This window comes from Cupriavidus sp. C3SS-1, assembly GCF_057073755.1.
Window position 1 is genome coordinate 1,248,316 of record NZ_CP172700.1, and the last position, 24,580, is coordinate 1,272,895.

14 protein-coding genes are annotated in these 24,580 nt (G+C 69.0%); 3 read left to right on the forward strand and 11 right to left on the reverse strand.

The window, feature by feature from the left end:
- The first annotated feature begins 171 nt into the window (after nucleotides 1-171).
- Together ACIGJC_RS21785 and ACIGJC_RS21790 are read left to right on the forward strand one after the other, a co-directional pair.
- The gene (locus ACIGJC_RS21785) at nucleotides 172-534 is read left to right on the forward strand and encodes an endonuclease (protein ID WP_483714254.1); all 363 of its coding nucleotides are present in this window, start codon (nucleotides 172-174) and stop codon (nucleotides 532-534) included.
- 102 nt (nucleotides 535-636) lie between these two features.
- Nucleotides 637-1,332 (forward strand): BON domain-containing protein, encoded by a 696-nt coding sequence (locus tag ACIGJC_RS21790; RefSeq protein ID WP_483714255.1) that lies wholly within the window; start codon nucleotides 637-639, stop codon nucleotides 1,330-1,332.
- Between the two features lie 85 nt (nucleotides 1,333-1,417).
- Here ACIGJC_RS21790 and ACIGJC_RS21795 read toward each other — a convergent pair whose 3' ends face one another.
- From ACIGJC_RS21795 to ACIGJC_RS21805, 3 genes are read right to left on the reverse strand one after another with little or no spacing between them, the layout of a single operon-like run.
- Nucleotides 1,418-1,813 (reverse strand): hypothetical protein, encoded by a 396-nt coding sequence (locus ACIGJC_RS21795; RefSeq protein ID WP_483714256.1) that lies wholly within the window; start codon nucleotides 1,811-1,813, stop codon nucleotides 1,418-1,420.
- A gap of 33 nt (nucleotides 1,814-1,846) precedes the next feature.
- The gene (locus ACIGJC_RS21800) at nucleotides 1,847-2,065 is read right to left on the reverse strand and encodes a hypothetical protein (protein WP_483714257.1); all 219 of its coding nucleotides are present in this window, start codon (nucleotides 2,063-2,065) and stop codon (nucleotides 1,847-1,849) included.
- 14 nt (nucleotides 2,066-2,079) lie between these two features.
- Nucleotides 2,080-2,457 (reverse strand): BON domain-containing protein, encoded by a 378-nt coding sequence (locus tag ACIGJC_RS21805; protein ID WP_483714258.1) that lies wholly within the window; start codon nucleotides 2,455-2,457, stop codon nucleotides 2,080-2,082.
- Nucleotides 2,458-2,842: 385 nt separating this feature from the next.
- On the opposite strand from ACIGJC_RS21805, the gene ACIGJC_RS21810 reads away from it, so the two are divergent.
- Nucleotides 2,843-3,421 carry a malto-oligosyltrehalose synthase gene (locus ACIGJC_RS21810; RefSeq protein WP_483714259.1) on the forward strand — a complete coding sequence of 193 codons (579 nt, stop codon included), beginning with the start codon at nucleotides 2,843-2,845 and terminating at the stop codon, nucleotides 3,419-3,421.
- A gap of 9 nt (nucleotides 3,422-3,430) precedes the next feature.
- Here ACIGJC_RS21810 and treY read toward each other — a convergent pair whose 3' ends face one another.
- From treY to ACIGJC_RS21850, 8 genes are all read right to left on the reverse strand, one after another.
- A complete protein-coding gene (gene treY, locus ACIGJC_RS21815) occupies nucleotides 3,431-6,124 on the reverse strand; it encodes a malto-oligosyltrehalose synthase (RefSeq protein WP_483714260.1) in 2,694 nt (897 codons plus the stop codon).
- Nucleotides 6,099-8,075 carry a malto-oligosyltrehalose trehalohydrolase gene (gene treZ, locus ACIGJC_RS21820; RefSeq protein WP_483714261.1) on the reverse strand — a complete coding sequence of 659 codons (1,977 nt, stop codon included), beginning with the start codon at nucleotides 8,073-8,075 and terminating at the stop codon, nucleotides 6,099-6,101. The genes treY and treZ overlap by 26 nt, the downstream gene beginning before the upstream one ends.
- Before the next feature lie 185 nt (nucleotides 8,076-8,260).
- Nucleotides 8,261-10,807: a glycogen/starch/alpha-glucan phosphorylase gene (locus ACIGJC_RS21825; protein WP_483714263.1), complete on the reverse strand. Its 2,547-nt coding sequence runs from the start codon at nucleotides 10,805-10,807 to the stop codon at nucleotides 8,261-8,263.
- 25 nt (nucleotides 10,808-10,832) lie between these two features.
- A complete protein-coding gene (gene malQ / locus ACIGJC_RS21830; protein WP_483714264.1) occupies nucleotides 10,833-13,052 on the reverse strand; it encodes a 4-alpha-glucanotransferase in 2,220 nt (739 codons plus the stop codon).
- Nucleotides 13,049-15,259 carry a glycogen debranching protein GlgX gene (glgX, locus tag ACIGJC_RS21835; RefSeq protein ID WP_483714266.1) on the reverse strand — a complete coding sequence of 737 codons (2,211 nt, stop codon included), beginning with the start codon at nucleotides 15,257-15,259 and terminating at the stop codon, nucleotides 13,049-13,051. Before glgX ends, malQ begins: the two co-directional genes overlap by 4 nt.
- 2 nt (nucleotides 15,260-15,261) lie before the next feature.
- Nucleotides 15,262-17,514 carry a 1,4-alpha-glucan branching protein GlgB gene (gene glgB, locus ACIGJC_RS21840; protein ID WP_483714267.1) on the reverse strand — a complete coding sequence of 751 codons (2,253 nt, stop codon included), beginning with the start codon at nucleotides 17,512-17,514 and terminating at the stop codon, nucleotides 15,262-15,264.
- Nucleotides 17,511-20,888, reverse strand: a complete 3,378-nt coding sequence (treS, locus tag ACIGJC_RS21845; protein ID WP_483714268.1) for a maltose alpha-D-glucosyltransferase — start codon at nucleotides 20,886-20,888, stop codon at nucleotides 17,511-17,513. The genes glgB and treS overlap by 4 nt, the downstream gene beginning before the upstream one ends.
- 51 nt (nucleotides 20,889-20,939) lie before the next feature.
- The gene (locus ACIGJC_RS21850) at nucleotides 20,940-24,290 is read right to left on the reverse strand and encodes an alpha-1,4-glucan--maltose-1-phosphate maltosyltransferase (protein WP_483714270.1); all 3,351 of its coding nucleotides are present in this window, start codon (nucleotides 24,288-24,290) and stop codon (nucleotides 20,940-20,942) included.
- Between the last annotated feature and the right edge of the window lie 290 nt (nucleotides 24,291-24,580).

A 24,580-nucleotide genomic window follows, 5' to 3' on the forward strand; every position in this document is an offset into this window, starting at 1 on the left:
CGCCGGCATGCCGATGCCTCGACAGGGTCGTCCGGCGGCCCTGTCGAGGCAGTTCCGGGTTTTGCTTCCGGGTTTGGTGCGCCACTTTCACCACTTCTCCTCCGCGCCGGGCATGCCTTTCGCTAGAGAAAGGCGACACGCGCGCACTGTTGCGCGCGAACGGAGGCAACCATGAAGCATTTACGACCGAGCCGCGTCTTATTGGCCGCGGTGCTCGCCGCGGCGGCGATTCCTGCCATGGCACAGACGCCCGCAACGCCGCGCGACCCCTATACGCAGGGCGCACGCGTAGGCGACAAGTTCGATCCTTATACGCAGGGCACCAATGCGACGACGCGCCAGGACCTGGCTCCCGAATCGCAGCCTTCCACCATGCCGGCACAGCCTGGCGCCATGCCGATGCAACCAGACGTCAATATGCCGGGCACCATGCAGCAGCGGATGCCTGACCCGTATGGCAACGGCGCGCAGTGGGTCAGCCCCAACCTTGGCCGGCCCATGGGACGCCCGAGCAACTTCCTGGACGGCGCCTGAGTGTCCCGGGCGGCCGCTGACGCGTCGCCGCCTCACGTGGTCGTTCTTACCGCTGCTTGAAATCATTGCCATGGCGCCGGCGCAGGCAAAGGAGATCAATCAATGAGACGAAGCGATTATCCTGATCGCCGCCGTGATGACGACTTCGCGCGCGGCGATGACGATTACCTGCGCAGGCCGGCCCAGCGCAAGTACGGCGGCAATGACCAGGGCTACAGCAATTTGCCGGCGCATGCGCGCACCGAACGCATGCGCCAGCTGTCCGCACAGCATGGCAACCCTGAAGAGCGGTTGCCGCGCGAAGCCGGGCGTGGCCTGGGAGGGCGGCAGGAAAGGATGCCCGATGAGCGGTGGGGCGGCGAATATGCCGAAGGGTGGAACAGACCCCGGTACGGGGCTTCCATGCGCCACGAGTACGACGATGCCCGCCTTGGTCCGCGCCAGGAGCCGGGCCGCTATCTCCAGTGCGGGATCGATGAACAACGCGAGCGGGAGCGCCAACGCCGCCAGTACGGGCGCGGGGACCCCGGATACCGCCGCGGCGAAGGCCCGCGCAACTATCAGCGCGCCGATGACCGCATCCACGACGATGTGTGCACGCGGCTCGCGCATGAACACGGGCTCGATGTGAGCGAAGTAACGGTCCATGTCCACGACGGCGTGGTGACGATGGAGGGCACGGTGAACGACCGGCGCAGCAAGTACGAGATTGAAGACGTCGCGGAGTCGGTGTTCGGCGTACGCGATGTGCGAAACCATATCCACGTGCACCGCTACGGCATGCTGGCCTCGGAGTAGGCGAAGTCATCACCGAGGTCATCACTGAACACTGAAGCGCCACGGCGATGCCGGGGCGCTTCGTGTTTATGGGATCGATCTGGATCTAGCCGATTTTCGGCGGGGAAGGCGGACGCTCCTCGCGCTCATCGGTGCGGTCCGCCTTGTCGACCGGTACGTCAGCGGGCAGGCGCTCCGCCGCGCGCTCGACGTCTTCGCTGATCAGTTCCTCGGGAAGCGCTTCTTCGTCGGGCGGCTCATGGCGCTCATGGTCGACCTGCTTCAGTTCGGCGTCGATATCCTCGGCCGGCTCGGTCAGGTCAGGGTCGAGCGTGCTGGGCACATTGCCGCCAGTCGCCTCCCGGGAACTGCGCGCATCGCTGCGCTTGCGTTCCTCCTTGCGCGGGCGGGCGGGGGCGCTGGGCGCGCTGCCGGGTTGCGGGCGTGACGCCGCGGACGCCCGCTTGTCGGCGCGTCCTCCGGTTCGTACGGTCTTGCTCATCCTGCTCTCCGGTTGCTTTCAGATTTCAGATGTTCAGGTGTTCTCGACCGGCGGCTCCTTGGCTTCGGGATTGCCACCGCGACGCACTGATGGCGGCTCGCCGTTTTCGTCGGGAACGTCGTGCTCGCGTTCCACGCTGCGGCGGCGCTCGCGGCCGGGCTTGCCGCGCTCATGGTCGACATCGGGCCCCTTGTGGGTGGTCCGCTTCAGGTCCTGCTGGTTGTCGTGCTCGTGCTGACGGTGCGTATGCATTGTCGCTGGCCTCCTCAAAAGTGGTCGGTGCGGGCTTTCATTTCATCGGATACCGCGGTGACGCCGCGCACGCCGCGAGCCATGTCCATCACCCGCGCGCGTTGCGCGTCGTCGCGCACCGTGCCCTCGAGCCGCACCACGCCGTCGGTCGTGCTGACGCGGATATTGGCCGGGTCGATGGCCCGGCTCGACGCCAGGCGCGCCCGGACTTCCGTGGTGATGTCACGGTCAGTGCTGGCCTGGGTGTCGCGCGGCTCGGCCGTCCGGCCAGGCGATGATGGCGCCGCGACCGGATCGGTTGGCGCGGCATGGATAGCGCTGCCGGCGAACAGCAGCGCGGCTGCCACGGCTGGCGTGGTCAAGGCGAGCTTGGCGCGCAGGCATGTGTTCATGGCGAGTCCTCCGGATGACGGCCAGCCGTGCTCCAGGCGATATGCAGCGACAGCCGCGGCCACGGCCGCATGGCCCGGAGCCTGGCCGGCCCTGCCTGTATCTCTGCAAGCTTCATTCCTGCGCCAGCAACATATGCAGGCGCTGGGCCGGGCGGCGCGAACGCTGCAGCGCTGCAGTACTTTTTACCGTGGCTGAAGAAACTGCATGGGAGGCGGTCACGGCGGGAAGGTGGTGGCGCCGCCGCGTGGCGGCTACGTGTGTGGCGCGGCAATTGCGTCCAGCCACGTCTATAGTGAAGAACGATGCCGGCCTTGGAACGCTCGCGGGGTGACGTCCAGGCAGCCGGCCCGGGGGAAAAAGCGGCTCACCGAGTGGGAGGAAGCTATGCATCTGGCCGCCGTCCTGTCTTCCCTGGTTCTCGCCTCGTCCGTGGCGGTGTCGTCGACTCCCGTCGAACGGCAACTGCTCGCCATGACGCCTTCGGCCTTCTCGCAGCGCTTCAATACCGTCGCCCACGACACTGGCTCGGGGCTGACGCTTCCTTCCTTCAAGGTCAAGCCGGGTTGGCACCGGGCCGCGCCAAGCACCGGTGTCTCGGTGCTGGTGCGCGCGAGCCAGTCCGGCTATGCGCTCGACGAGGTCGTGGTGGTCTGCCAGGAAGTGGAGCGCTGCTTCCTGACCATCTGCACGGCGGCCCTGGCGATCGACAACTCGATCGATCCGCGCTTGCTGCAACGCTTCATCGTCGCACGCATTTCCACCGAGCTCGGCGAGGTCGGCCTGGTGATGTCGGGCCTGGCGTACATCGTCGTCACGCCGAAGGAAGACGACTACGTGGCACTGGTGATCCGGCCGTATCTGCCACAGCAGCAGGGTGCGTCGCCCACGGAGGCGCGGGCGGATCCACCGCCGCTGACGCCCCTCGCTCGCCAGCGCACCGCTGGCATCGCGCGCTCCTTGTGACAGGCAGCGCTAAGCCTGCAGCAGCAGAGCGACAGGCAGCCCGGCAAGCACTTCGCGCAGCGGCAGCGTGCCGTCCTTCCCGGCGGTGAAAGTTCGCGCTGTCAGGGCATCCACCCAGCTTGCAGATTCCTGCTTGCCCACGTCGAGCGTGGTGTGGCCCCAGCGGGCCGGCGGGACGCGGGGCAGGTCATTGCCGATGACCGCGGCGCCAAGGCGTGACACCACGGTCAATGCTTCGAGGCTGCCTAGCCTGCGCGCAAAGGCGAGTACATGGTCCGCCAGGGGACCATGCGCCAGGCGCGGCTGGTAGTCGCCCTGCAGGAACAGCGCTGGCTGCGCTCGGCGTGCAGCCAGCACGTGCCGCAACAGCTGCTGTTTCACACGCCCGTCCCGCCAGTGCGGCAGCCATGCGTCCCATCCCGGGCCGCCGTGGTCCAGTTGCGCCTGCAGGCGGCCATAGTCGGGCGGCCGGCGGTTGTCCGGATCGACCAGGCTCAGGTCCCAGTCTTCGCAACCCTGGTAGCGGTCTGGCACGCCCGGCGCCGTGAGCTGGATCAAGGCCTGCGCAAGGCTGTTCATGGCGCCGGCCGCGGCAGCGCGTGCCGCGAACCGGCCGATTGACACCAGCGGGCCGCCATGCGGCCAGTCCGCGGCTAGCCCGTGGAGGAAGGCGTCGCAAGCGTCTTCGTAGCCGGGGTCCGGTTTGGTCCAGTTGCCATGCAGCTTGGCTTCGCGAATGGCTTTGCGCTGCCACTGCCCGATGCGCTGCAGGAAAGCCGCCATCGCCTCAGGGCGCGCCAGGGCATCGGCCTGCATGGGCCAGGCGCCGACCAGCGTCTGGTACAGCATCAGCCGGTCGGCGGGGTCCGGAGCGTGAGGCAGCGACGCCAGCAGCCGCGCGCCATCGGCCTCGCAGCCGTGCACGACTGCGGCCCACTCTTGCGGCAGCTCGCTCAACACGGCCAGGCGCATGCGCGCGTCTTCGCCACGCTTGTGATCATGGGTCGCGGTTGCCAGCATCGCATGCGGAAACGTCCGGCGCCGCACGGCCATGGCGGCATGGAAGTCTGCCGGCGAGAGGGCCAGCACAGATGGATGGCTGCCGACCTCGTTGCGCGACAGCAGCGGCCCGTAGCGGTAGAACGCCGTGTCTTCGCCGGCCTTGGCGGCCAGCGCCGGCATCAGTTGCTGCACACGGCGCCGCGCCTGCGCCGGCGCGCTCGCGCCTGGCTCCGCAGTGTGCAGGCAGGCCAGGATGAAGTCGAGCGCCGCTGCCTGTTCCGGTGCGAGGGCGGCCCGGGCGCTACGGGTTGCCGCGTCGAGCATGGCCTGTTCGGCATGGAGGGCGGCAGCGTCACGGCACGAAGGTGCGCCGTCGAGGTACGTCCGATAGACGGGGATGAGTTCCAGCAGCCCGGCCAATGCCTGCCGCAGCGCCGGCCGGGTCAGGTCACGCGTGGAGGGTTCGCCAGCCGCGCAAGCGCGCAGACGCGCGCAGGCGCCTTCGAGCTCCGCGACCAGGTGATGCTGCAGGATCTGGCGGCGCGCATCGGCGAAGGCGGCCGGATAGCTTGTGGGCCGGCCGCCGGCCCGTTGCCACAAAGCCGCAAGCGGGACGGCGCCGGCCTCGGTGTGCAGCACGCCGCTGACCTGATCCATGAAGTCATAGCCGGTGGTGCCGTCGACTTCCCAGTCGGCGGGCAGGATCTCGCCCGGGGCCAGGATTTTCTCCACCACCAGCCATGGGCGCGCGCGGGCGGGCGCGGAGGGCCGACGGGCCGCATGCGCATCCAGGCATGCACGCAGCTGGCGGCAATAGGCCGCGGGATCGGCGAGTCCGTCGACGTGGTCGACCCGTACGCCATCGATCAGGCCTTCGCGCAGCAAGCGGAAGACCAATGCATGCGTAGCGGCGAAAACGGCCTCGTCTTCCTGCCGGATGCCGACCAGGTCGCTGATCTCGAAAAAACGCCGCCGGTTGAGCGCCGTTGCCGCCGTGCGCCACCAGGCCAGGCGGTAGTGCTGGCGCTCCAGCAAGGCATGCAGGCGGTCGCGGCCGGCATCGTGCGTGGCATCGAACCAGTCCGGACGGTTCGCGGCATTGTTGAGGGCGTCGTCGGGGGCCAGCGGAAAATCGTGCTCGAAGTAGCGCAGCGTTGGCGTATCGCTCCCGCCAGACGGGATCACGCGCAGCTCGCCGCGCGAGAGCGTTTCCCAGTATGGCTGCCCCAGCACGGGCACCAGTACCTTGCCATGAAGCGTCGGATCGGGCGGCTGCCAGTCGATATCGAAGCAGTCGGCGTGTGGACTGTCCTGCCCGTACGCCAGCACGTCGCGCCACCACGCGTTGTGCGTCGCGTCGGCGGCCATGTGGTTGGGCACGATGTCGAGGATCAGCCCGAGACCGGCAGCCCGCGCGCGATGGGCCAGCGCGCGCAGCGCGGTCTCGCCGCCAAGCTCGGCGCGCACACGCGTGAAATCGGTCACGTCATAGCCGTGCGAGGAGCCGGGCCGCGCCTGGCACACCGGCGAAAGATAGAGATGGCTGACGCCGAGCGCCGCGTAGTAGCCGACCACGCCCGCCGCGTCCGCGAGCGTGAAGCCAGGGTGCAGTTGCAGGCGCGCGGTGGCGCGCGGCGCTAACGGCGCACCTGGCGCGCCTGGCTCCGCAGTCCGGTCAGCGGACGCTGACGTCGACGCCATGGCCTGGCTTGCCGTGGCCGGACAGCACGGCGACGCAGCTCAGCGCGGGCAGCGATCCGCTGGCCAGCGCGTCGGCGTGGCCGGCTGCGGTTTCGTGAAGCATGGCATAGCCGGGCGCCGGCGGCTGGCAGGTCACGGCCTGCCGGCCCAGGTTCAGCCAGATCGACAGGCATGCGCCGTCGCCCAGGCGCCAGCGTGCGCGCAGCGCGGCGTGTCCCAGCACGTCGACGCCCGCGCTGCGGGCGCGCGGCAGCCGGTGCATGAGCCATTCCTGGCGGATCGCAAGCAGCCGGCGGTAGTAGCGGGACCAGTCGTTCTCGATGTCCATCGGCGGTCGCGAGGCTTCGAACGTTGCCGGGTCGTTGGGATCGGGGATCGCCTGCGCCCGCGCCTCGTCGCCGAACGCCGCCACGCTGGCGAACTCCCGCCTGCGCCCCTGGCGCACGGCCTCGGCCAGTGCCGGCGGATGGCTGGTGAAGTAGTAGAACGGCGTCTGCGCCCCGCCTTCCTCGCCCATGAACACTAGTGGCACCTGCGGGCAGAGCAGCTGCAGCGCCACCGCGGCGCGCAGCGCATCGGCGTCGGCCAGCGTGGCCAGCCGCTCGCCGAAGGCGCGGTTGCCGATCTGGTCGTGGTTCTGCAGGAACGAGACAAAGGCCGCGGGCGGCAGGTGGCCGCTGGGCTGGCCGCGCCGGACCGGCGCGCGCGAATCGCCGGCGGCCGAGCGGAACGGCGACACTTCGCCCTGGTAGGCGAAGCCTTCGGCCAGTACACGGGCCAGGTGCCGCAGCGGCGAAGACAGGCCCGGCGCGCGGCCGCTGCCGGGCTCCGCCGCGTAGTCGCGATAGTAGCCATCGTGCTCGCCGGTCAGCAGCACATGCAGTGCATGGTGCGCGTCATCATTCCACTGGGCATCGAACCCGGCCGAAAGGCGCGACGCGTCGTTGTGGTCATTCTCCAGCACCAGATGGACATGGCGACCGGCCACGCCCGGCGACGCGCGCAGGTCTGACGGCAGCGTCGTCAGCCAGCCTTCGTCGTCGATGGCATGCACGGCGTCCAGGCGCAGGCCGTCAAAGCGGAATTCTTCCAGCCAGTAGCGCGCGTTCTCGGTAAAGAAGCGGCGCACTTCCGGACGTCGGAAATCGATCGCGGGTCCCCACGGCGTCGTCCGGTCGTCCCGGAAGAAGGCGCTCGCATAGTGGTGCAGGTAGTTGCCTTCAGGTCCGAAGTGGTTATAGACCACGTCGAGCAGCACCATCATGCCAAGGCTGTGCGCATGATCCACCAGCGCGCGCAGCTGGTCCGGCGTGCCATAGCCGGATTCGGGCGCAAACGGCAGCACGCCGTCATAGCCCCAGTTGCGTGCACCGGGAAACTCGGCGATCGGCATTAGTTCCACGGCGGTGAACCCGAGTGCCGATAGCCGCTGCAGTTGCTGCATGGCGCCCGTGTAGCCGCCGCACAGGCCCACGTGAAGCTCGTAAATCACGGCCTCGTGCCACGGCCGCCCGCGCCAGTCCGGGCAGGTCCATGGATAGGTGTCGGCCTTGGGCTGGCACGCGACACTGGGGCCATGCACGTCGCCGGGCTGCCATCGCGAAGCCGGATCGGGAAAAGCGGTGCCGTCATCGAGCCGGAACCAGTAGCGGGTGCCATTGCCGCACGGCACGACGGCGCTGAACCAGCCGTCACCGCCCGGCGTCATGTGCACCGGCCCCATGCCCGCGATCTCCAGCCGCACCGACTCGCCACGCTGGGCAGCGTCCGGCGCCCACAGCCGGAAGCCGATGCGCCCCTCGGGCAGCCATACCGGGCCAAACGCATAGCCGTGCGGATCGTCGTTGGCCGCGGGCACCTGCGGCGCGCCAGCCGAAAAGCTGTCCAGCGGCGACAGCCGGGGCGTTGCCGAGGTGGCACCGGTTCCGAAGAAAAACGAATGCGGGTTCAAGATCAGCTCCAGACAGTGGTGGCCGGAAGGGCGCGGACAGTTTGTGGCAGGCGGCAGGCGCCGGGCATCGTTTCGGCGTTGCGAAGTCCATGCCAGGCCACGGGCCGCGGCACGCCGCGCCGCGGTCTTGCCGTTGCATGGTCGGGAGGCGTATCTGCGCGCGGCCTTGTAGAACATGCATGGCGCTAACGGTCCTTGTCCGCGGCATGCACGCGGCTGTCCGTATGCGGCCGCGTGCCGCTGGCGCGGTGCAGCAAGTGGACCGGCACGGGCCTGACCTTCCAGATCCGTTCGCAGTACTCGCGGATGGCACGGTCCGACGAAAAGTGCCCCGAGCGCGCACACGACAGCACCGACATGCGCTGCCAGCGCTGCGGCTGCAAATAGGTTTCGCAGACGCGCTGCTGGCAGGCGATATAGGCGTCGAAATCCGCCAGCAGCAGGTAAGGGTCATGCCGCGGATTCCCGTCGAACAGGGGACGGAAGACCGCGGGATCGCCATGCGAGAAGAAGCCTTGCTCGATCAGGTCGATCACCGCGCGCAGTTCAGGGTTGTGGTGGTAGTAAAGCGCCGGATCGTAGCCCGCAGCGCGCAGGGCGTAGACCTCGGGGGCGGTCAGCCCGAAGCCGAAGAAATTGTCGGCGCCGACGGCATTGCACAACTCGATATTGGCGCCGTCCATGGTGCCGATGGTCAGCGCACCGTTCATGGCGAGCTTCATGTTGCCGGTGCCCGACGCTTCCTTGCCGGCCAGCGAAATCTGCTCCGACAGGTCCGCGGCCGGGTAGATGCGTTGACCGTAGGTGACGTTGAAGTTGGGCAGGAACACCACCTTGAGCCGGTCACGCACCTGCGGGTCGCGGTTGACGACGTCGGCTACGCTGGTGATGAAGCGGATCATCAGCTTGGCGTACTGGTAGCCCGGCGCGGCCTTGCCGGCGAACAGGAACGTGCGTGGCGCCAGGTCGAGGTTCGGGGCGGATTTGATCCTGTGATAGAGCGCGATGATGTGCAGCACGGCCAGGTGCTGGCGCTTGTACTCGTGGATGCGCTTGACCATGACGTCGAACATCGACGACGGATCGATGACCACGCCCGTGCTGTCGCGCACCAGTTCCGCGAGAGTCATCTTGTTGGCGTGCCGCACGGCCTGCCATTGCTCGCGGAACCCGGCGTCGTCGGCGAAGGGCTCCAGCACGCGCAGCCGCTCCAGGTCGGTGACCCAGCCCTCGCCGATGGCATCGGTCACCAGCCGCGACAGGCGCGGGTTCGACAATGCCAGCCAGCGACGCGGCGTGACACCGTTGGTGATGCTGGTGAATTTCTCCGGCCACATGTCGTGGAAGTCCCTGAGCACGTCTTCGCGCATCAGGCGCGAGTGCAGTTCCGCCACGCCATTGATGGCGTGGCTGCCGACGCATGCCAGGTGCGCCATGCGCACATGCCGCTCGCCGTGCTCGTTGATCAGCGACAGGCGCGCCAGGCGCGAGTCGTCGCCATAAAAGCGGATGCGGACCGCCTCCAGGAAGCGCGTGTTGATCTCGAAGATGATTTCGAGATGGCGCGGCAGCACGCGGCCGAACAATGGCAGCGGCCATTGCTCCAGTGCTTCGGGCAACAGCGTGTGGTTCGTATACGCGAAGGCGCGTCGCGTGACGTCCCAGGCCTCTTCCCATGGCAGGTCATGCTCGTCCACGAGCAGGCGCATCAGCTCGGCAATGCCGACCGCCGGGTGCGTGTCGTTGAGCTGTACCGCGAACTTATCGTGGAAGCGCGACACCGGCATGCGGTCGGCCGCCAACAGGCGCAGCATGTCCTGAAGCGAGCACGCGACGAAGAAGTACTGCTGTTCCAGCCGCAGTTCCTTGCCCTGTTCGGTCTCGTCGTTCGGATAAAGCACCTTGGTCAGGTTTTCCGAGGTGATTTTCTTGCTGACCGCGCCAAGGTAGTCGCCGCGATTGAAGGTCGGGAAGTCGAACGCCTCGGTGGCATCGGCGCGCCACAGCCGCAGCGTGTTCACGGTATTGACGCGGTACCCCAGGATCGGCGAATCGAACGGCACGCCCACCACCGTCTTGGCCGGCACCCAGCGTACGCGATAGTGCCCGCGGTCGTCGGTGTAGTGCTCGGTATGGCCTCCCAGGCGCACCTGCACCGCCCATTCCGAGCGCTGGATCTCCCACGGGTTGCCATGGCGCAGCCAGCTATCGGTCTTCTCGACCTGCATGCCGTCGATGATGGCTTGCTGGAAGATGCCGTATTCGTAGCGGATACCGTAGCCCAGCGCCGGGATCTCCAGCGTGGCCATCGAATCCATGAAGCAGGCGGCCAGCCGCCCCAGGCCGCCGTTGCCGAGGCCGGGCTCGATCTCCTGCGCGAGGATCTGCTCCAGGTTCAGCCCGAGCGCCTGCATCGCGGCCTCCACCTCGCTGTAGATGCCCAGGTTGATCAGGTTGTTGCCGAGGTGCGGGCCCATCAGGAACTCGGCGGACAGGTAGGCGACGGTGCGCGACGGCTGGTCAAGGTAGGCCTCGGCGGTACTGATCCAGCGCTGCACGAGCCGGTCGCGCACCGTATGCGCGAGCGCCTGGTAGAGGTCGTTCTGGCTGGCATGCTCCGGCGGCTTGCCCTGGGTATGGAACACATGGTCCAGGAAGGCGCGGCGGATCGTGGCACTCGACAGGGCGGTGCGGGTATCGTCGGCATGTTCGGACCGGCTGGCTTCCGTCATGGGGCGACCTCCGTATCAAGGCGGCTCAGCGCGCGCGCGCCGCGCCGGGCAGCCGGCCCTGGCGCACCGCGCGTGCCCGTGCACGCAGGGCCGGCGTCTCGAAAAGGCGCCGCACATCGGCATCGAGCCTGCGCTGCCAGTTGGGATGGCCGGCCGTGGTGCCGGGCAGGTTGGCTTGTTCGGCTACGCCAAGGAGATCCTCCAATGGCAACAGGCGTAGCGGCGTGCGGGTGCGGCCAAGCCAGGCCAGCACGGTATCAAGCGGCGGATGTTCCGGGCCGGGCATGTCCGCGCCGGCAAGCCCAGCGTCGCGCAGCGCTTGCCACAGTGCGGTGCGCTCGCGCACACGCGCGTCACGCACGCCCTGGGGCGTTTCGTCCGCCGCGAGCAAGCCAAGACGTTCGCGCCATGCCAGGTCTCGCCCTTGCCACCAGCCCGCGACCGTCGGCAGGTCGTGGGTCGAGGTCGTCGCGACCGCATGCCTGGGCCAGTCCTCGGCGCGCAGGAACGGCGGCGTATCCGTCGACGCCACTTCGGCCGGTGCATCGGGTTCGGTGCCGTCTGCTTCCCTCACTGCCGGTTCGGCACGAGCAAACCACAGTACGTCGATGCCAAGCACGCCGCGCGCGGCCAGCGCGCTGTCCAGGTGCGCCGGCACCGTGCCCAGGTTCTCGCCGATGATGATGGCGCGGTGCCGCCATGATTCCAGCGCCACCAGCCGCAACAGGATCTGCAGCGGAAATTCGAGATACGCCCCCTGGCGCGCCGACGCGCCCGCCGGCACCAGCCACATGCGCGCCAGGCCCAGCACATGATCGATGCGCAAGCCGCCGGCATGGGCCAGGTTGGCGCGCAGCATCTCGATGAAGGCGCCATAGCCGTGCCGGTGCAGGCTTTGCGGCGAAAACACCGTGACGCCCCAGTCCTGTCCGTGCGGATTGTAGACATCGGGTGGCGCGCCGGCGTGGAAGCCGTCCAGGAAGTCCTGCTGGCGCGACCATGCCTGGCTGCCGCCGGGGTCCGCCCCCACGGCCAGGTCGGCAATCACGCCGATCGCCATGCCTGCATCGCGCGCGGCCTGCTGCGCGCGCGCGCGTCCGTCGTGGGCCAGCCATTGCAGGAACGCGTGGTAGTCGATTTCCTGCGGGTGGGCCATCGCGAATGCGGTCACGGCCGCACCAGCGGGGGAGCGCAGCGTCACCGGCCAGCAGCGCCAGTCCGCAGCGCCGTTGGCATTCATGCCGTTGGCCGCTTCGGCCAGGCGTGCGGCCTGAATCGCTTCATAGCACGCGTGCGCATGCAGCGCGGTGCCGCCGCGCGCGCGGAACGCCGCACATGCGTCCAGCGCCGAAGGCGGTAGCAACTGCTCGCGGTGTTCCCACAACCAGCGCAGCACGGACAGGCGCAGCCGCGACAGGTGCGGCCAGTCGATCTCGCTGCGGGCCTCGTGCTGCGCGAAGGCCGCGCGCGCGTTCAGTGCCGCGATGGCGCTCTCGACAGCGTCCTGCCCGAAGACGGCGGCGGGGTCCGCATAGAGCGGATTGTGGAACAGCCGGCTGGACGGCGAATAAGGACTGTAGCGCTCCGGCAGCGCGGCAAAGCCCGCATGAAGCGGGTTGATCGCCACCGCGTCGGCGTGCTCGGCGGCGGCGGCCTGGCAGCACTGCGCCAGGGCCGACAGGTCGCCCATGCCAGTCGGCGCGCCGCGGCGCAGGCCATAGAGCTGCACCGCCAGGCCCCACGCGCGTTCGCCTGCCGCCAAGGTCGAGCGGCGGCCCGCTGCGCGCAGCGCATCGTCCACGCCAAAGCAGCGTTGCGGGGCCACGGCCAGCACGGTCTGCGCATCGCCAATGCGCAGACCGTGGTAGCCGCATGCGAGGACCGGCGCGAGGCACAGCGCCCCGTCCGCGGCGGGCTCCGCCGTGCCGTCGAGCTGGCCGCCGTCTTCCAGCTCGATCCGGTACGGCCGCGCTTCGGCGGCATCGCGCCAGGGCACCGCGACGGGCCGCCCCTGGTCCGCAGTGATCAGCGGGGGCAGGCCAAGGGCGGCGTCTTCGGCGTCCATCCGTGCCCCGGAGGCACGGCACTGCGCGGGCGTGTCGCAAGGCAGCGCCATGCCTTGCAGCAAGCGGCGCAGCGTCGCATCCGCGACCCGCTGCGGGTGGCCCCAGGCATCGAGCCAGTGCGGCTGCAGGCCGGCGCGCCGAGCCAGCGCGTGCAACGCCGAGGCGGTCGGCGCGGTCATGCGTTGGGCTCCTGCGCGGGACTGCGTGGCGGGACGGCCGGGCGCGCATGCCGCTGCGGCTCGGTCTGGGCGGCGAGCAGGACCAGGGCGTGGGCGGGCACGGCCTGCAACGTCACGCCGGCCGCCGACCGGCCGGCTTCGGGCAGTTCCGGCTGGCTGCTGTCAAAGAGCAACTGCCAGTCCAGCGCGGGCTCGGGCAGGCGGAACACCGCATCCGTGTCGCTGGCATTGAGCAGCAACAGCGTCACCTGCACCGGCCCTCCCTGGCCGTTGCGCACGGAGCGCCGGGCCGGCTCCGGGCGTTCCGCCCGGCGCAGCGCGAGCGTGCGGATTTCAGGGTCGGCCCAGGCGTCGGGGCTTGGCGGCTGCCCCTCCGTGTCGAACCACGCAATATCGCCGATGCCCGGCATCGGCTCATGGTTGCCGTGCGCGAAGCGGTGGGCGCCGATGGCGTACAGCCGGCGCCGCAGCGACAGCAGGCGGCGCACCATCTCCTGCAGGGTCTGGCCTTCGGGCGTCTGCGCCTGCTTCCAGTCCAGCCAGGACAGCGCATTGTCCTGGCAGTACGCATTGTTGTTGCCATCCTGGCTGCGGCCCCATTCGTCGCCGGCGGTCAGCATCGGCGTGCCCTGGGCCAGCAACAGCGTGGCCATCATGGCCCGGGCCACGCGCGCGCGCAGTTCGAGGATAGCGGGATCGTCCGTGGGGCCTTCGACGGTGCCGTCCGGGCTCCAGTTGGCGCTGTGGTTGTTGTCGGTGCCGTCGCGGTTGTCTTCGCCGTTGGCTTCGTTGTGTTTCCCGTTGTAGCTGACCAGGTCGGCCAGCGTGAAGCCGTCATGCGCGGTGATGAAGTTGATGCTCGACCACGGCCGCCGGTAGCGGCGGTCGAACAGGTCGGCCGAGCCGGCCAGCCGCGCCGCCAGTTCGCCGCGCTGGCCGGCGTCGCCGCGCCAGAAGCGGCGCACGGTGTCGCGGAACTTGTCGTTCCACTCGGCGAAGCCGGGCGGCTGGTTGCCGAGCTGGTACCCGCCCGGGCCGAGGTCCCACGGCTCGGAGATCAGCTTGACGCGGCTGAGCACCGGGTCCTGCAGCACCGCACCGAAGAACGTGGCGCCCGGGTCGAAGCCGTTCTGCTCGCGGCCCAGCGTGGTGCCCAGGTCGAAGCGGAAGCCGTCGACGTGGTAGCACTCGACCCAGTAGCGCAGCGAATCCAGCACCATCTGCAGCACGCGCGGATGGGGCAGGTTGAGCATGTTGCCGCAGCCGGTGTCGTTGAGATAGTGACGTTCGTCGCCGGGCACGAGGTGGTAGTAGCTGGCGTTGTCCAGCCCGCGCCACGACACCGTCGGGCCGAACTCATTGCCTTCGCAGGTGTGGTTGTAGACGACGTCGAGGATGACTTCGATGCCGGCCGCGTGCAGCCGCCGCACCGCGACCTTGAGTTCGTGGAGCTGGCTCGTGGCCAGGTAGGACGGCTCCGGCGCGAAGTACGCCAGCGTGTTGTAGCCCCAGTAGTTGCGCAGGCCGCGCTCCAGCAGGAAGCGGTCCTGCAGGATGGCGTGCACCGGCAGCAACTCCACGGCGGTGACGCCCAGGCTCAGCAGGTGGTCCAGGAAACGAGGATCGCACAGCGCGGCGAAGGTGCCGCGCTGGTGCGGCAGGACATCTTCGCGCAGCATCGACACGCCACGCAGATGCGCCTCGTAGATGACCGTGTCGCGCCACGGCACGTCGGGCGGCCGGTCGTTGCCCCAGTGGAAGCTCTCGTCGACCACCACGGCCTTGGGCATCGTGGGGGCGCTGTCGCGGCGGTCGGGCGTCAGGTCGCCGCGCGCGCTGTGCAGGCGGTAGCCGAACAATGCGTCGGACCACCGCACCGGTCCGCTGAGCTGGCGCGCGTAAGGATCGAGCAGCAGCTTGTGCGCGTTGAAGCGGTGGCCGCGCACGGGGTCATACGGCCCGAAGGCACGGTATCCGTACAGCGTGCCCAGCGCGGCGTTGGGCAGGTAGCCGTGCCAGACCTCGTCGGTGCATTCGGGCAGCGGCATGCGCGACAGTTCCTTGCGCCCGTTGCCGGAGAACAGGCACAGGTCGATGCGCGAGGCATTGGCCGAGAACACGGCAAAGTTCACCCCGAGGCCGTCCCAGTGGGCGCCGAGCGGGTAAGGCTTGCCGGCCAGCAGGCGGTCCGCGGGCTGGATCGCCATGGTCATGCCTGCGCGCCGGCATGCTGGAGCACCAGCATGCCCAGCGGCGGCAGGGTGAGCGAGAGGGAGGCCTCCTGCCCATGCGCCGGCACGGGTTCAGCCAGGAGCGCGCCTTCATTGCCGACATTGCTGCCGCCATAGCAGGCCGCATCGGTATTCAGGCGTTCGTGCCAGCAGCCGGTAAAGGGCACGCCGATGCGGTAGCCGTAGCGCGGCACCGGCGTCATGTTGGCCACGGCCAGTACCACGTCGCCGCTGCCGGGCGCCGGGCGGCGCAGCCAGGCGAACACGCTGTTCTGGTGATCGTCGCCGACCACCCACTGGAATCCCGTGGGCGAATGGTCGAGTTCGTGCAGCGCGGGCAGTTCGCGGTACAGGGCATTGAGGTCGCGCACCAGCGTGTGGACGCCGCGGTGCATCGGCTGCTCGAGCAGCGCCCAGTCGAGTTCCGCGTCGTGGTTCCACTCCTGCCACTGCGCCAGCTCGCCGCCCATGAACAGTAGCTTCTTGCCAGGGTGCGCCCACATGAACCCGTAGTACGCTCGCAGGCCGGCAAAGCGCTGCCAGTTGTCGCCAGGCGCCTTGCCGATCATCGAGCCCTTGCCGTGCACGACCTCGTCGTGCGACAGCGGCAGCACGAAGGCCTCGGACCACGCGTAGACCGTCCCGAACGTCATGTCCTGGTGGTGCCAGGCGCGATGGATCGGGTCCAGCGACAGGTAGCGCAGCGTATCGTGCATCCAGCCCATGTTCCACTTGAAGTCGAAGCCGAGTCCGCCGCTGGCGGTGCTGGCCGTGACGCCGGGCCACGCGGTCGACTCCTCGGCGATGGTCAGCGCGCCAGGGCAGCGCTCATGCACGACCGTGTTGAGTTCGCGCAGGAACGCCACGGCTTCCAGGTTTTCGCGGCCGCCGAAGCGGTTGGGCACCCACTGGCCGGCCGCACGGCTGTAGTCGCGATAGAGCATGGATGCCACCGCATCCACGCGCAGCCCGTCGATGTGGAAGTGCTCGAGCCAGTGCAGCGCGCCGGCCAGCAGGAAACCGCGCACTTCGTTGCGGCCCAGGTTGTAGATCAGCGTGTTCCAGTCCTGGTGGAAGCCCTCGCGCGGGTCCTGGTGTTCGTAGAGCGCGGTGCCGTCGAAATGCGCGAGCCCGTGCGGATCGGTCGGGAAATGCGCCGGCACCCAGTCCAGGATGATGCCGATGCCGCTTCGGTGGCAACGGTCGACGAACGCCGCGAACGCCTGCGGCGGCCCGAGGCGCGCCGTGGGCGCGTAGAGCGACAGCGGCTGGTAGCCCCATGAGCCGCCGAACGGGTGCTCGGTCACCGGCAACAGCTCGATGTGCGTGAAGCCGAGTTCGCAGACATAGGGAATCAGCCGCTCGGCCAGGATGTCCCAGCCGTGCGCGGGATCATTGGCCGCTCGCAGCCAGGACCCGGCATGGACTTCATAGATCGACAGCGGCGCCGCGTACGGCTCGACGGCATTGCGCAGGCGCATCCAGTCATCGTCCTGCCAGGGGAAGGGCGGGGCGGACACCGCGGGCTCGGCCACCACCGACGCAGTGGCCGGGGGCGGCTCGGTGGCCAGCGCGAGCGGGTCCGCCTTGTCGGGCAGTTCGGCGCCGTGCGGGTCGAGCAGGTCGAACTTGTAGTGGCAGCCGGGCTTTGCGCCCATGGCCGCCGGGATGAACAGCTCCCAGACGCCGCTCGGTTGGCGCAGGCGCATCGGGTGACGGGCAGGGTGCCAGCCGTTGAAGTCACCGATCACCGATACGCGCCGCGCATTGGGCGCCCACACGGCAAAGCGCACGCCCTCGACGCCGTCGATCCGGCGCCACTGCGCCCCCAGGCAGGAACCCAGCTCGAAGTGCCGCCCCTCGGCGATCAGGTGCAGGTCGAGTTCGCCGAGCAGCAGGCCGAAGGCATAGGGGTCGCGGCTGAGCTGGGTCTGGCCGTCGGGCCAGCGCAGCCGCAACTGGTAATCCGGGTTGCCGGCGGCAATGCGTCCGCTGAACACGCCGCCATCGTGCAGGGCCGTCATCTCCGCCAGCAGCGTGCCCTGCGCATCGGTCAGCGTCACGGCTTGCGCGCCCGGCACGCAGGCGCGCACCACCAGCGTATTGTTGTCCTGGTGCGGCCCCAACACGGCGAACGGGTCGCCGTGGCGGCCCGCCAGCAGCGCATTCAGCGCGTCATCGGGGAGGGTATCGGACCGGCGTTCGGCGGCCTGGATGTCGACGCGGCTCATTGGACCTCCAGGTTCCCGGCCAGCAGCTTGCGCACCATGCGCGCAAGCCCGCTGGCGGGCAGGTCGATCCACGCCACGCGGTTGGCGGCTTCATATTCGACTTCGTAGGCGGCGCGCTCCAGCAGGAACAGGTCGAGCATCGGCTGGAGTTGCTCCGCTTGCACCCAGGGCGCACCGGAGGCCTCCATGTGCTGGCTGTAGCAGGCCAGGAACGCGTCGCTGGCGGTCGAGCGGAATTGCTCCAGCAGACCGCCGCGCCGCTCGGCCAGCGCCGGAGGCAGTTCGGCATGGGTGCGCTCCTGCCGATCGGTGCCGACCGTGGCCGCGGCGTAATCGATCGAACGCAGCAATCCGGCCACGTCGCGCAGCGGCGAAGTCTTGCGGCGCCGCCAGTCGAGCGGCAGCCCGGGCTCGCCCTCGAAGTCGACAAGGTAGGTGTCGTTCTGCGCGATCAGCACCTGGCCCAGGTGGAAGTCGCCATGGATGCGGGTCTGCAAGCTTCCGGGCGCGGCGGCCGCAAGCCGCGCCACCAGTTCGGGCAGGGCTTTGCGGGCCTTCATCAGCGTGTCGACATCGAGCTCGAAACGCTTGCTGGCGGCTTTCGGATCGTCGTGCGGACGCTTTTCGAGCAGCGCAAGCGCGCGCGACAGGGCCGCCATCGCCTGTTCGGCCCATTGCGCCGTTTCCGCCTCGGTGGCGGCTTGCGGCGCGAAGGCCGGGTCGTCCGTGGGCCGCGCCAGCACGGCATGCAGCTCGGCCAGCCGGCGCCCGAGCGTGCCGGCCATGGCGACGTAGCCGTTCATGGCCTCGGTGAACTCGTCCTGGCTTTCGTCGGCGGGGAGCGCGTCGTCGATGACGCGGCTCAGGTAGTCCAGCGTCCAGTCCCAGCCATTGCCCTGGTTGAGGATATAGCCCTGCACCAGCATCAGCGTGTGCGCAATGCCGTCACTGCCGGTGCGCGACACTTCGCCGAGCAGCGGCGCCGAATGCGGATAGCCCTGCGCCGTCAGGTAGCGCGTCATCTCGACTTCCGGGTGCATGCCACCCGACAGGCGCCGCACCAGCTTGAGCACGGCGGTGCTGTCGTAGGACAGCGAGCTGTTGGACTGCTCGGCCGACATCCACTGGATCTCTTCCTGTTCTGGCTGGAGCGCCGACAAGCCCGGCTCCGCACGGAAGCGGATGGTTTCCTGCGGGCCGTGCAGCTCGACGCCGGCGCGCAAGGCCTGGATCACCTCGCGCGCGAACGGCTCCAGCACGAAGCCATCGGTGGCCAGGCCGATGCGGCTGCCCTGGCGCACGCGGGCCATCGACAGCCCATGCGCAAGCTGGGACACGCCATCGGCGCTCTCGCGGTCCCACAGCAGCCCCACCGGAAGCTGGTAGCGCTCGGTGCGCCCGCCGGATAGCCGGACCTCGACTTCGCCAAGATAGATCTCTTCGCCCGCGGCGCCCCGCGCAAACGGCACCAGGTACGCCAGCGAGGCGCTGTGGATGCTCTCGTCCTTGGCACCGAACCAGCGCCGGCGGCGGATATAGGGCGGCAGCACTTCCGCGTTCAGGATCTGGCGCGATGCCTCGGTCAGTTCGAGCCGCCCCTTGTTCTGCAGGACCAGCGTGATCTGGTCAGGCAATTGTTCAGGCGCGCTCACGTGCCACGCGGGCGGATGCGCCTCGTCGCTGAGCACGAACCAGTAGAAGCCATACGGCGGCAGCGTGAGCAGGTAGGTGAGCGTGCCAATGGCCGGGAACGGCGTGGCCCCCATCATCTCCACGGGCACGCGGCCATTGAAGTTGGCCAGGTCGAGTTCGACGGCCTGCGGCGCGCGCGACAGGTTGGCCACGCACAGGATGTGCTCGTCCTCGTACTCGCGCAGGTAGGCCAGGATCTTGCGGTTGCCGGGGAACAGGAAGCGCAGCGTGCCGCGGCCGAAGGCGCGGTGCTTGCGCCGCAGCGCCAGCATGCGGCGCATCCAGTTGAGCAGCGAATGCGGATCGCGCGCCTGCGCTTCGACATTGACCGCCTCATAGCCATAGAGCGGCCCCTGCAGCGGCGGCAGCACCAGCCGTTCGGGGTCGGCGTGCGAGAAGCCGCCATTGCGGTCCGGCGACCACTGCATCGGCGTGCGCACCCCGTCGCGGTCGCCCAGGTGGATGTTGTCGCCCATGCCGATCTCGTCGCCGTAGTAGATCACCGGCGTGCCGGGCATGGAAAACAGCAGGCTGTTCATCAGCTCGATGCGGCGACGGTCGCGTTCCATCAGCGGGGCCAGCCTGCGCCGGATGCCAAGGTTGATGCGCGCGCGCCGGTCGGAGGCGTAGACCTCCCAGAGATAGTCACGCTCGCTGCTGGTCACCATCTCCAGCGTCAGCTCGTCGTGGTTGCGCAGGAAGATGGCCCACTGGCAGTCGGTGGGCAGCTCCGGCGTCTGGCGCATGATGTCGGTGATCGGGAACCGGTCCTCGCGCGCGATCGCCATGTACATGCGCGGCATCAGCGGGAAGTGGAAGGCCATGTGGCATTCGTCGCCGCGATCGCCCGTGCCGGAATCCGCGTTCGTGCGGCCGAAATATTGCTGGGCGTCCTCGGGCCACATATTGGCCTCGGCCAGCAATATGCGGCCGTGGTAATGCGAATCCAGGTGGGCGCGCACATGGCGGATGACCGCGTGGGTCTCGGGCAGGTTCTCGTTGCTGGTTCCCTCGCGCTCCACCAGATAGGGCACGGCGTCCAGGCGCAGCCCGTCCACGCCGATGTCCAGCCAGAAGCGCATGACCGACAGCACTTCGTTCATCACCTGCGGGTTGTCGAAGTTCAGGTCCGGCTGGTGCGAATAGAAGCGGTGCCAGAAGTACGCGCCCGCCACGGCGTCCCAGCTCCAGTTGGACTTTTCCGTGTCGCAAAAGATGATGCGCGTGCCGGCGTAGGCTTGGTCGTTGTCGGCCCAGACGTAGTAGCGGCGCGCGGCGGAGCCTGGCTTGGCCTTGCGCGCGCGCTGGAACCACGGATGCTGGTCCGAGGTGTGGTTGATGACCAGTTCAGTGATCACGCGGATGCCGCGCGCATGGGCCGCCGCCACGAAGCGGCGCGCTTCGGCCAGCGTGCCGTAGTCGGGATGCACGCTGCGGTAGTCGGCGATATCGTAGCCGTCGTCGCGGCGCGGCGACGGGTAGAACGGCAGCAGCCAGATGGTGTCGACGCCAAGGTCGACCAGGTAGTCCAGCTTGGCCAGGAGGCCGGCGAAATCACCGACGCCATCGCCATTCGCATCGTAGAAGGACTTGATGTGGAGCTGGTAGATGACGGCGTCCTTGTACCAGAGCGGATCGGCATTGAGCAGCAGGGCGTTGGCGGGTTCGGTCAGGCGTTTCATCCGTGTCTCCGTGCCTTGGTTCTGCCAGGTATGCCAGTGTCTGTCGCCGCGCTACGCGCCGTGCGGATCGTAAGCCGGCGACGGTATGGCTTCGCGCCGTACCGGCTGCCCGATCGGGGTCAGGTGCCACAGCGCAAACGGCAGCCGCGCCGGATCGAGCCGGATGCGCTGGCGCTTGCCGTGCCACGCGAAGCGGTGCTCGTCCATCAGGTCCTGCACGGCGACGCTGCCGTGGTCGGGCAGGCCCCATTCCCACAGCGGGATATCGACGGTGGCTTCCTGCGCGGCGAACGGGTCCATGCTGATCGCGGCCAGCAGCACGTCGTCGCCGAAGGTCGAGCCCGTGCCGGGAACGAAGCGCGCGAAGTACAGCACCGCGTCGTTGCCGGCCGGATAGATGCGCAGCCCCAGGTGGCTCTGCAGCGCGGGGTGGCCCAGGCGGATGTGGTTCAGCCGCGTGATCTCGGCCACGATGTTGCCCGGCTGGTGCCAGTTGCGCGCGCGCAGCTGGTATTTCTCGGAGTCCAGGTATTCCTCGCGCTCCTTGCCGTCGAGCACGAGCGGCGCGGACTCGCACAGCTCGAAGCCGCTGTACATGCCCCACAGCCCCGACAGCAGCGTGGCCAGCGCCGCGCGGATCAGGAAGGCCGGGCGGCCGCCGCGGTGCAGGAAGTACGGGTTGATATCGGGCGTGTTGACGAAGAAATGCGGCCGGAAGAACTCGCGCAGCGGGCCTTGCGTCAGCTCGGTCATGTACTCGGCCAGCTCGGCGCGCGTATTGCGCCATGTGAAGTACGTATAGGACTGGCTGAAGCCCAGCTTGGCCAGCCGCGCCATCATCTTGGGGCGCGTGAAGGCTTCGGCCAGGAAGATAGTGTCGGGGTGCCGTGCGCGCACGTCGGCAATCATCCATTCCCAGAACGGCAGCGGCTTGGTGTGCGGATTGTCCACGCGGAAAATGCGCACGCCGCGCTCGACCCAGAACATCACCACGTCGCGCAGCGCCTGCCACAGCGCGGCGGCCGCGGGCGCCGCCGCGTAGAAGTCGACGTTGACGATGTCCTCGTATTTCTTCGGCGGGTTCTCGGCATAGCGCAGCGAACCGTCCGGACGGCGCGTGAACCATTCCGGATGCTGCCTGAGCCACGGATGGTCCGGCGAGCACTGGATCGCAAAGTCGAGCGCCAGTTCCAGCCCTGCCGCGGCAGCGGCAATGCGCAGGCGCTCGAAGTCCTCGAAGCTGCCGAGCTGGGCGTGCAGGGCATCGTGGCCGCCATCGTCGGCGCCGATGGCGTACGGGCTGCCCGGGTCGCCGGGCTGCGCGCGCAGGCTGTTGTTGCGGCCCTTGCGATGGGTCTTGCCGATCGGATGGATGGGCGTGAAGTACAGCACGTCGAAGCCCATAGCGCGGATCGATGGCAGTCGGGCGATCACATCATCGAAGGTGCCGTGGCGGCTTTCGTCGTTGCTGGCGGAGCGCGGGAACAGTTCGTACCAGCTTGCAAAGCGGCTGGCCAGCCGTTCCGCTTCCACGGGCATCGGCACCGGATGCCGGCTCGCGAACGGACGTCCCTCGGGCTTCTGCATGGCGGCATGCATGGCCGCGGCGGTACGCGGCGACAGCAGGATATCGAGTCGCGCGTTGTCGTCGCCGGCGCTGGCGGTCAGTTCATCGACCAGCACGGACAACTCGCTGTCGGGCGGCGTGTCGCCCTGCGCGGGCATCAGGGCGTCGGCTACGAGCCGTGCCCCTTCCTCGATCTCCAGCGAAATATCCACGCCTGCCGCGCGCTTCTTGCCGATCTCGTCGAGCCAGCTGGCAAAGGTGTCGCGCCAGGCTTCCACCGTGAAGGTGTGACGGCCCAGCCCGACCAGCGGGAAACTGCCGACCCAGCGGTCATTGACCAGCGGCCGCATTGGCGCTTCCTGCCAGGTTTGCTCGCCCGGCGCGCGCCACAGGACGGCGGCGGCCAGCTTGTCATGGCCATCCATCCAGATATCCGCACTGACCTCGACGCGCTCGCCAACCACGCGTCGCACCGGGAAGCGTCCGCTATCGCACCCAGGCTCGACCGCTTCGATCGCAATGCGCGGCGCCTCCAGCGCGGCCACCACGCTGCCCAGGCCGCTCGCGCTGACGGCGTCGCCGGGCTGCGGCAGGCGCGGGGCATTGCGGGTGTGCGCGGGGACGGCGCGATAGAGTCGGATGTCGGCGGGGGCCAGCGTCATGTCGGCCAGCGCATCAAGTGCGGCGTCCGGGTCCACGCTGCCGCCGGGGCCGCCGTCCGACAACGCCAGTCGGGACGACGCAGCCGGCAGCGTCGCCAGCACGCGGTCGACGCCGAGCGTGCCGGGTTCCTGCGTGTCCGGGTTGACCACGATCGTCAGCGTGGATTCCGTCGGGGCGGCGCTGTCGCCGTCGCGGCTGTCCGGCGCCTGCAGCCGCGCCAGCACGGTCAGCCCGGCGTCGGGCCCGCTCAGCAGCCTGACCGACACCGCCGGAGCGGACGGGCGCGTGGCCAGCCAGGCGTTGGCCTGCAGCACTTCATGCGTGATGTCGTACGGCGCGCCGTCCCGGGCGCCGCCATCATCGGCCAGCGGATCACGGGCTTTCGTGCCGCCGGTCTCGAAGCCCTCGGGCACCAGCAGGCCATCGCCGATCGCGGCGGCGGTCCACAAGGCGCGTCGGGCGGACAACGCGTCCTGGCTGGCCGGCGACTGCGATGGCGCCGCCAGCACGCGCCCGAACGGACGCAGGCGCGCCATCTCCTCGGTCAGCCACGGGCTGCGGAAGTCCCACCATGGCAGCGAGCAGAAGGCGCCGTCGAACTGCTCCGGCATCAGGTCGTCGAGTTGTGCCGGCGTCAGGCCCGGCGTCCAGACCAGGAAAATCGGGCGCGGGCCTTGCGGCGCGAGGCCATCGCCGCGCAGCGCGGTGGTCAGCGTGGTCCAGCATCGGCCGGGCACCCGCGCCGGCGCACGCAGACAGAAGCCGGCAACGCCGGCCGCGAGTGCGGCGCGCAGTTGCGTGGCCCACCACTCCACCAGCGCTGCGGCCACCGCGGGCGACTGCCACCGCAGGCGCACTCCGGGCAGGTGGTTGTCGGTATCGTGCGGCGTAAAGGCCGGCGCGGCGCGATCGATCCATGTCGGATCGATACCGTTGCCATGCTCCGGAATGCGGTCCAGCGAGATATCGAGCAGCGGGGTGAGGCCTTGCCGCACGCTGTCCGCGCAGAGCGCCGCCAGCGCGGACAGCGTGTCGGGGTTTCCAGGCAGGACAGCGGCGCGGCCGGACAGCAGGACATGGTCGAATCCCAGCGCGGCGACGCGCCGGAGCGTGTCGTGTTGGGATTCGGAGAGGTCGGTGATTCGGTCGATATTGAGCAGGCAGATCCGCACGTAGTATTCCCTTGGCTGTTGGCCAACAAGGGCAGGCCGACATCCGGCGCCATTCCCGATTCAGATACCGGTGCCGCTACCGATACCGGCCCGCATGCCCACATCCCCAGCGGGATGAAATTAGACAGAGCCATGCGAAGCGCGTGCCAAGCGCGGCGCCTGCCAGCAACGGGTCCGTCATATCCGAGCGTGGGCAAGGGCAACAACGCCGGGCTTGCGGTGGCGGGCCGCGACGCAACAACGGTGTGCGGCGTGTAAAAACTTCAGGCAGTTCGGCCGGCATTGCAAAA

Coding starts and splice junctions, on each gene's coding strand:
- ACIGJC_RS21800 (WP_483714257.1), bottom strand. CDS start 2,065: ATGCATACGCACCGTCAGCACGAGCACGACAACCAGCAGGACCTGAAG.
- ACIGJC_RS21805 (WP_483714258.1), bottom strand. CDS start 2,457: ATGAACACATGCCTGCGCGCCAAGCTCGCCTTGACCACGCCAGCCGTG.
- ACIGJC_RS21825 (WP_483714263.1), bottom strand. CDS start 10,807: ATGACGGAAGCCAGCCGGTCCGAACATGCCGACGATACCCGCACCGCC.
- treY (WP_483714260.1), bottom strand. CDS start 6,124: ATGGCGTCGACGTCAGCGTCCGCTGACCGGACTGCGGAGCCAGGCGCG.
- ACIGJC_RS21790 (WP_483714255.1), top strand. CDS start 637: ATGAGACGAAGCGATTATCCTGATCGCCGCCGTGATGACGACTTCGCG.
- glgB (WP_483714267.1), bottom strand. CDS start 17,514: ATGAGCCGCGTCGACATCCAGGCCGCCGAACGCCGGTCCGATACCCTC.
- glgX (WP_483714266.1), bottom strand. CDS start 15,259: ATGGCGATCCAGCCCGCGGACCGCCTGCTGGCCGGCAAGCCTTACCCG.
- ACIGJC_RS21810 (WP_483714259.1), top strand. CDS start 2,843: ATGCATCTGGCCGCCGTCCTGTCTTCCCTGGTTCTCGCCTCGTCCGTG.
- treS (WP_483714268.1), bottom strand. CDS start 20,888: ATGAAACGCCTGACCGAACCCGCCAACGCCCTGCTGCTCAATGCCGAT.
- malQ (WP_483714264.1), bottom strand. CDS start 13,052: ATGACCGCGCCGACCGCCTCGGCGTTGCACGCGCTGGCTCGGCGCGCC.
- ACIGJC_RS21795 (WP_483714256.1), bottom strand. CDS start 1,813: ATGAGCAAGACCGTACGAACCGGAGGACGCGCCGACAAGCGGGCGTCC.
- ACIGJC_RS21785 (WP_483714254.1), top strand. CDS start 172: ATGAAGCATTTACGACCGAGCCGCGTCTTATTGGCCGCGGTGCTCGCC.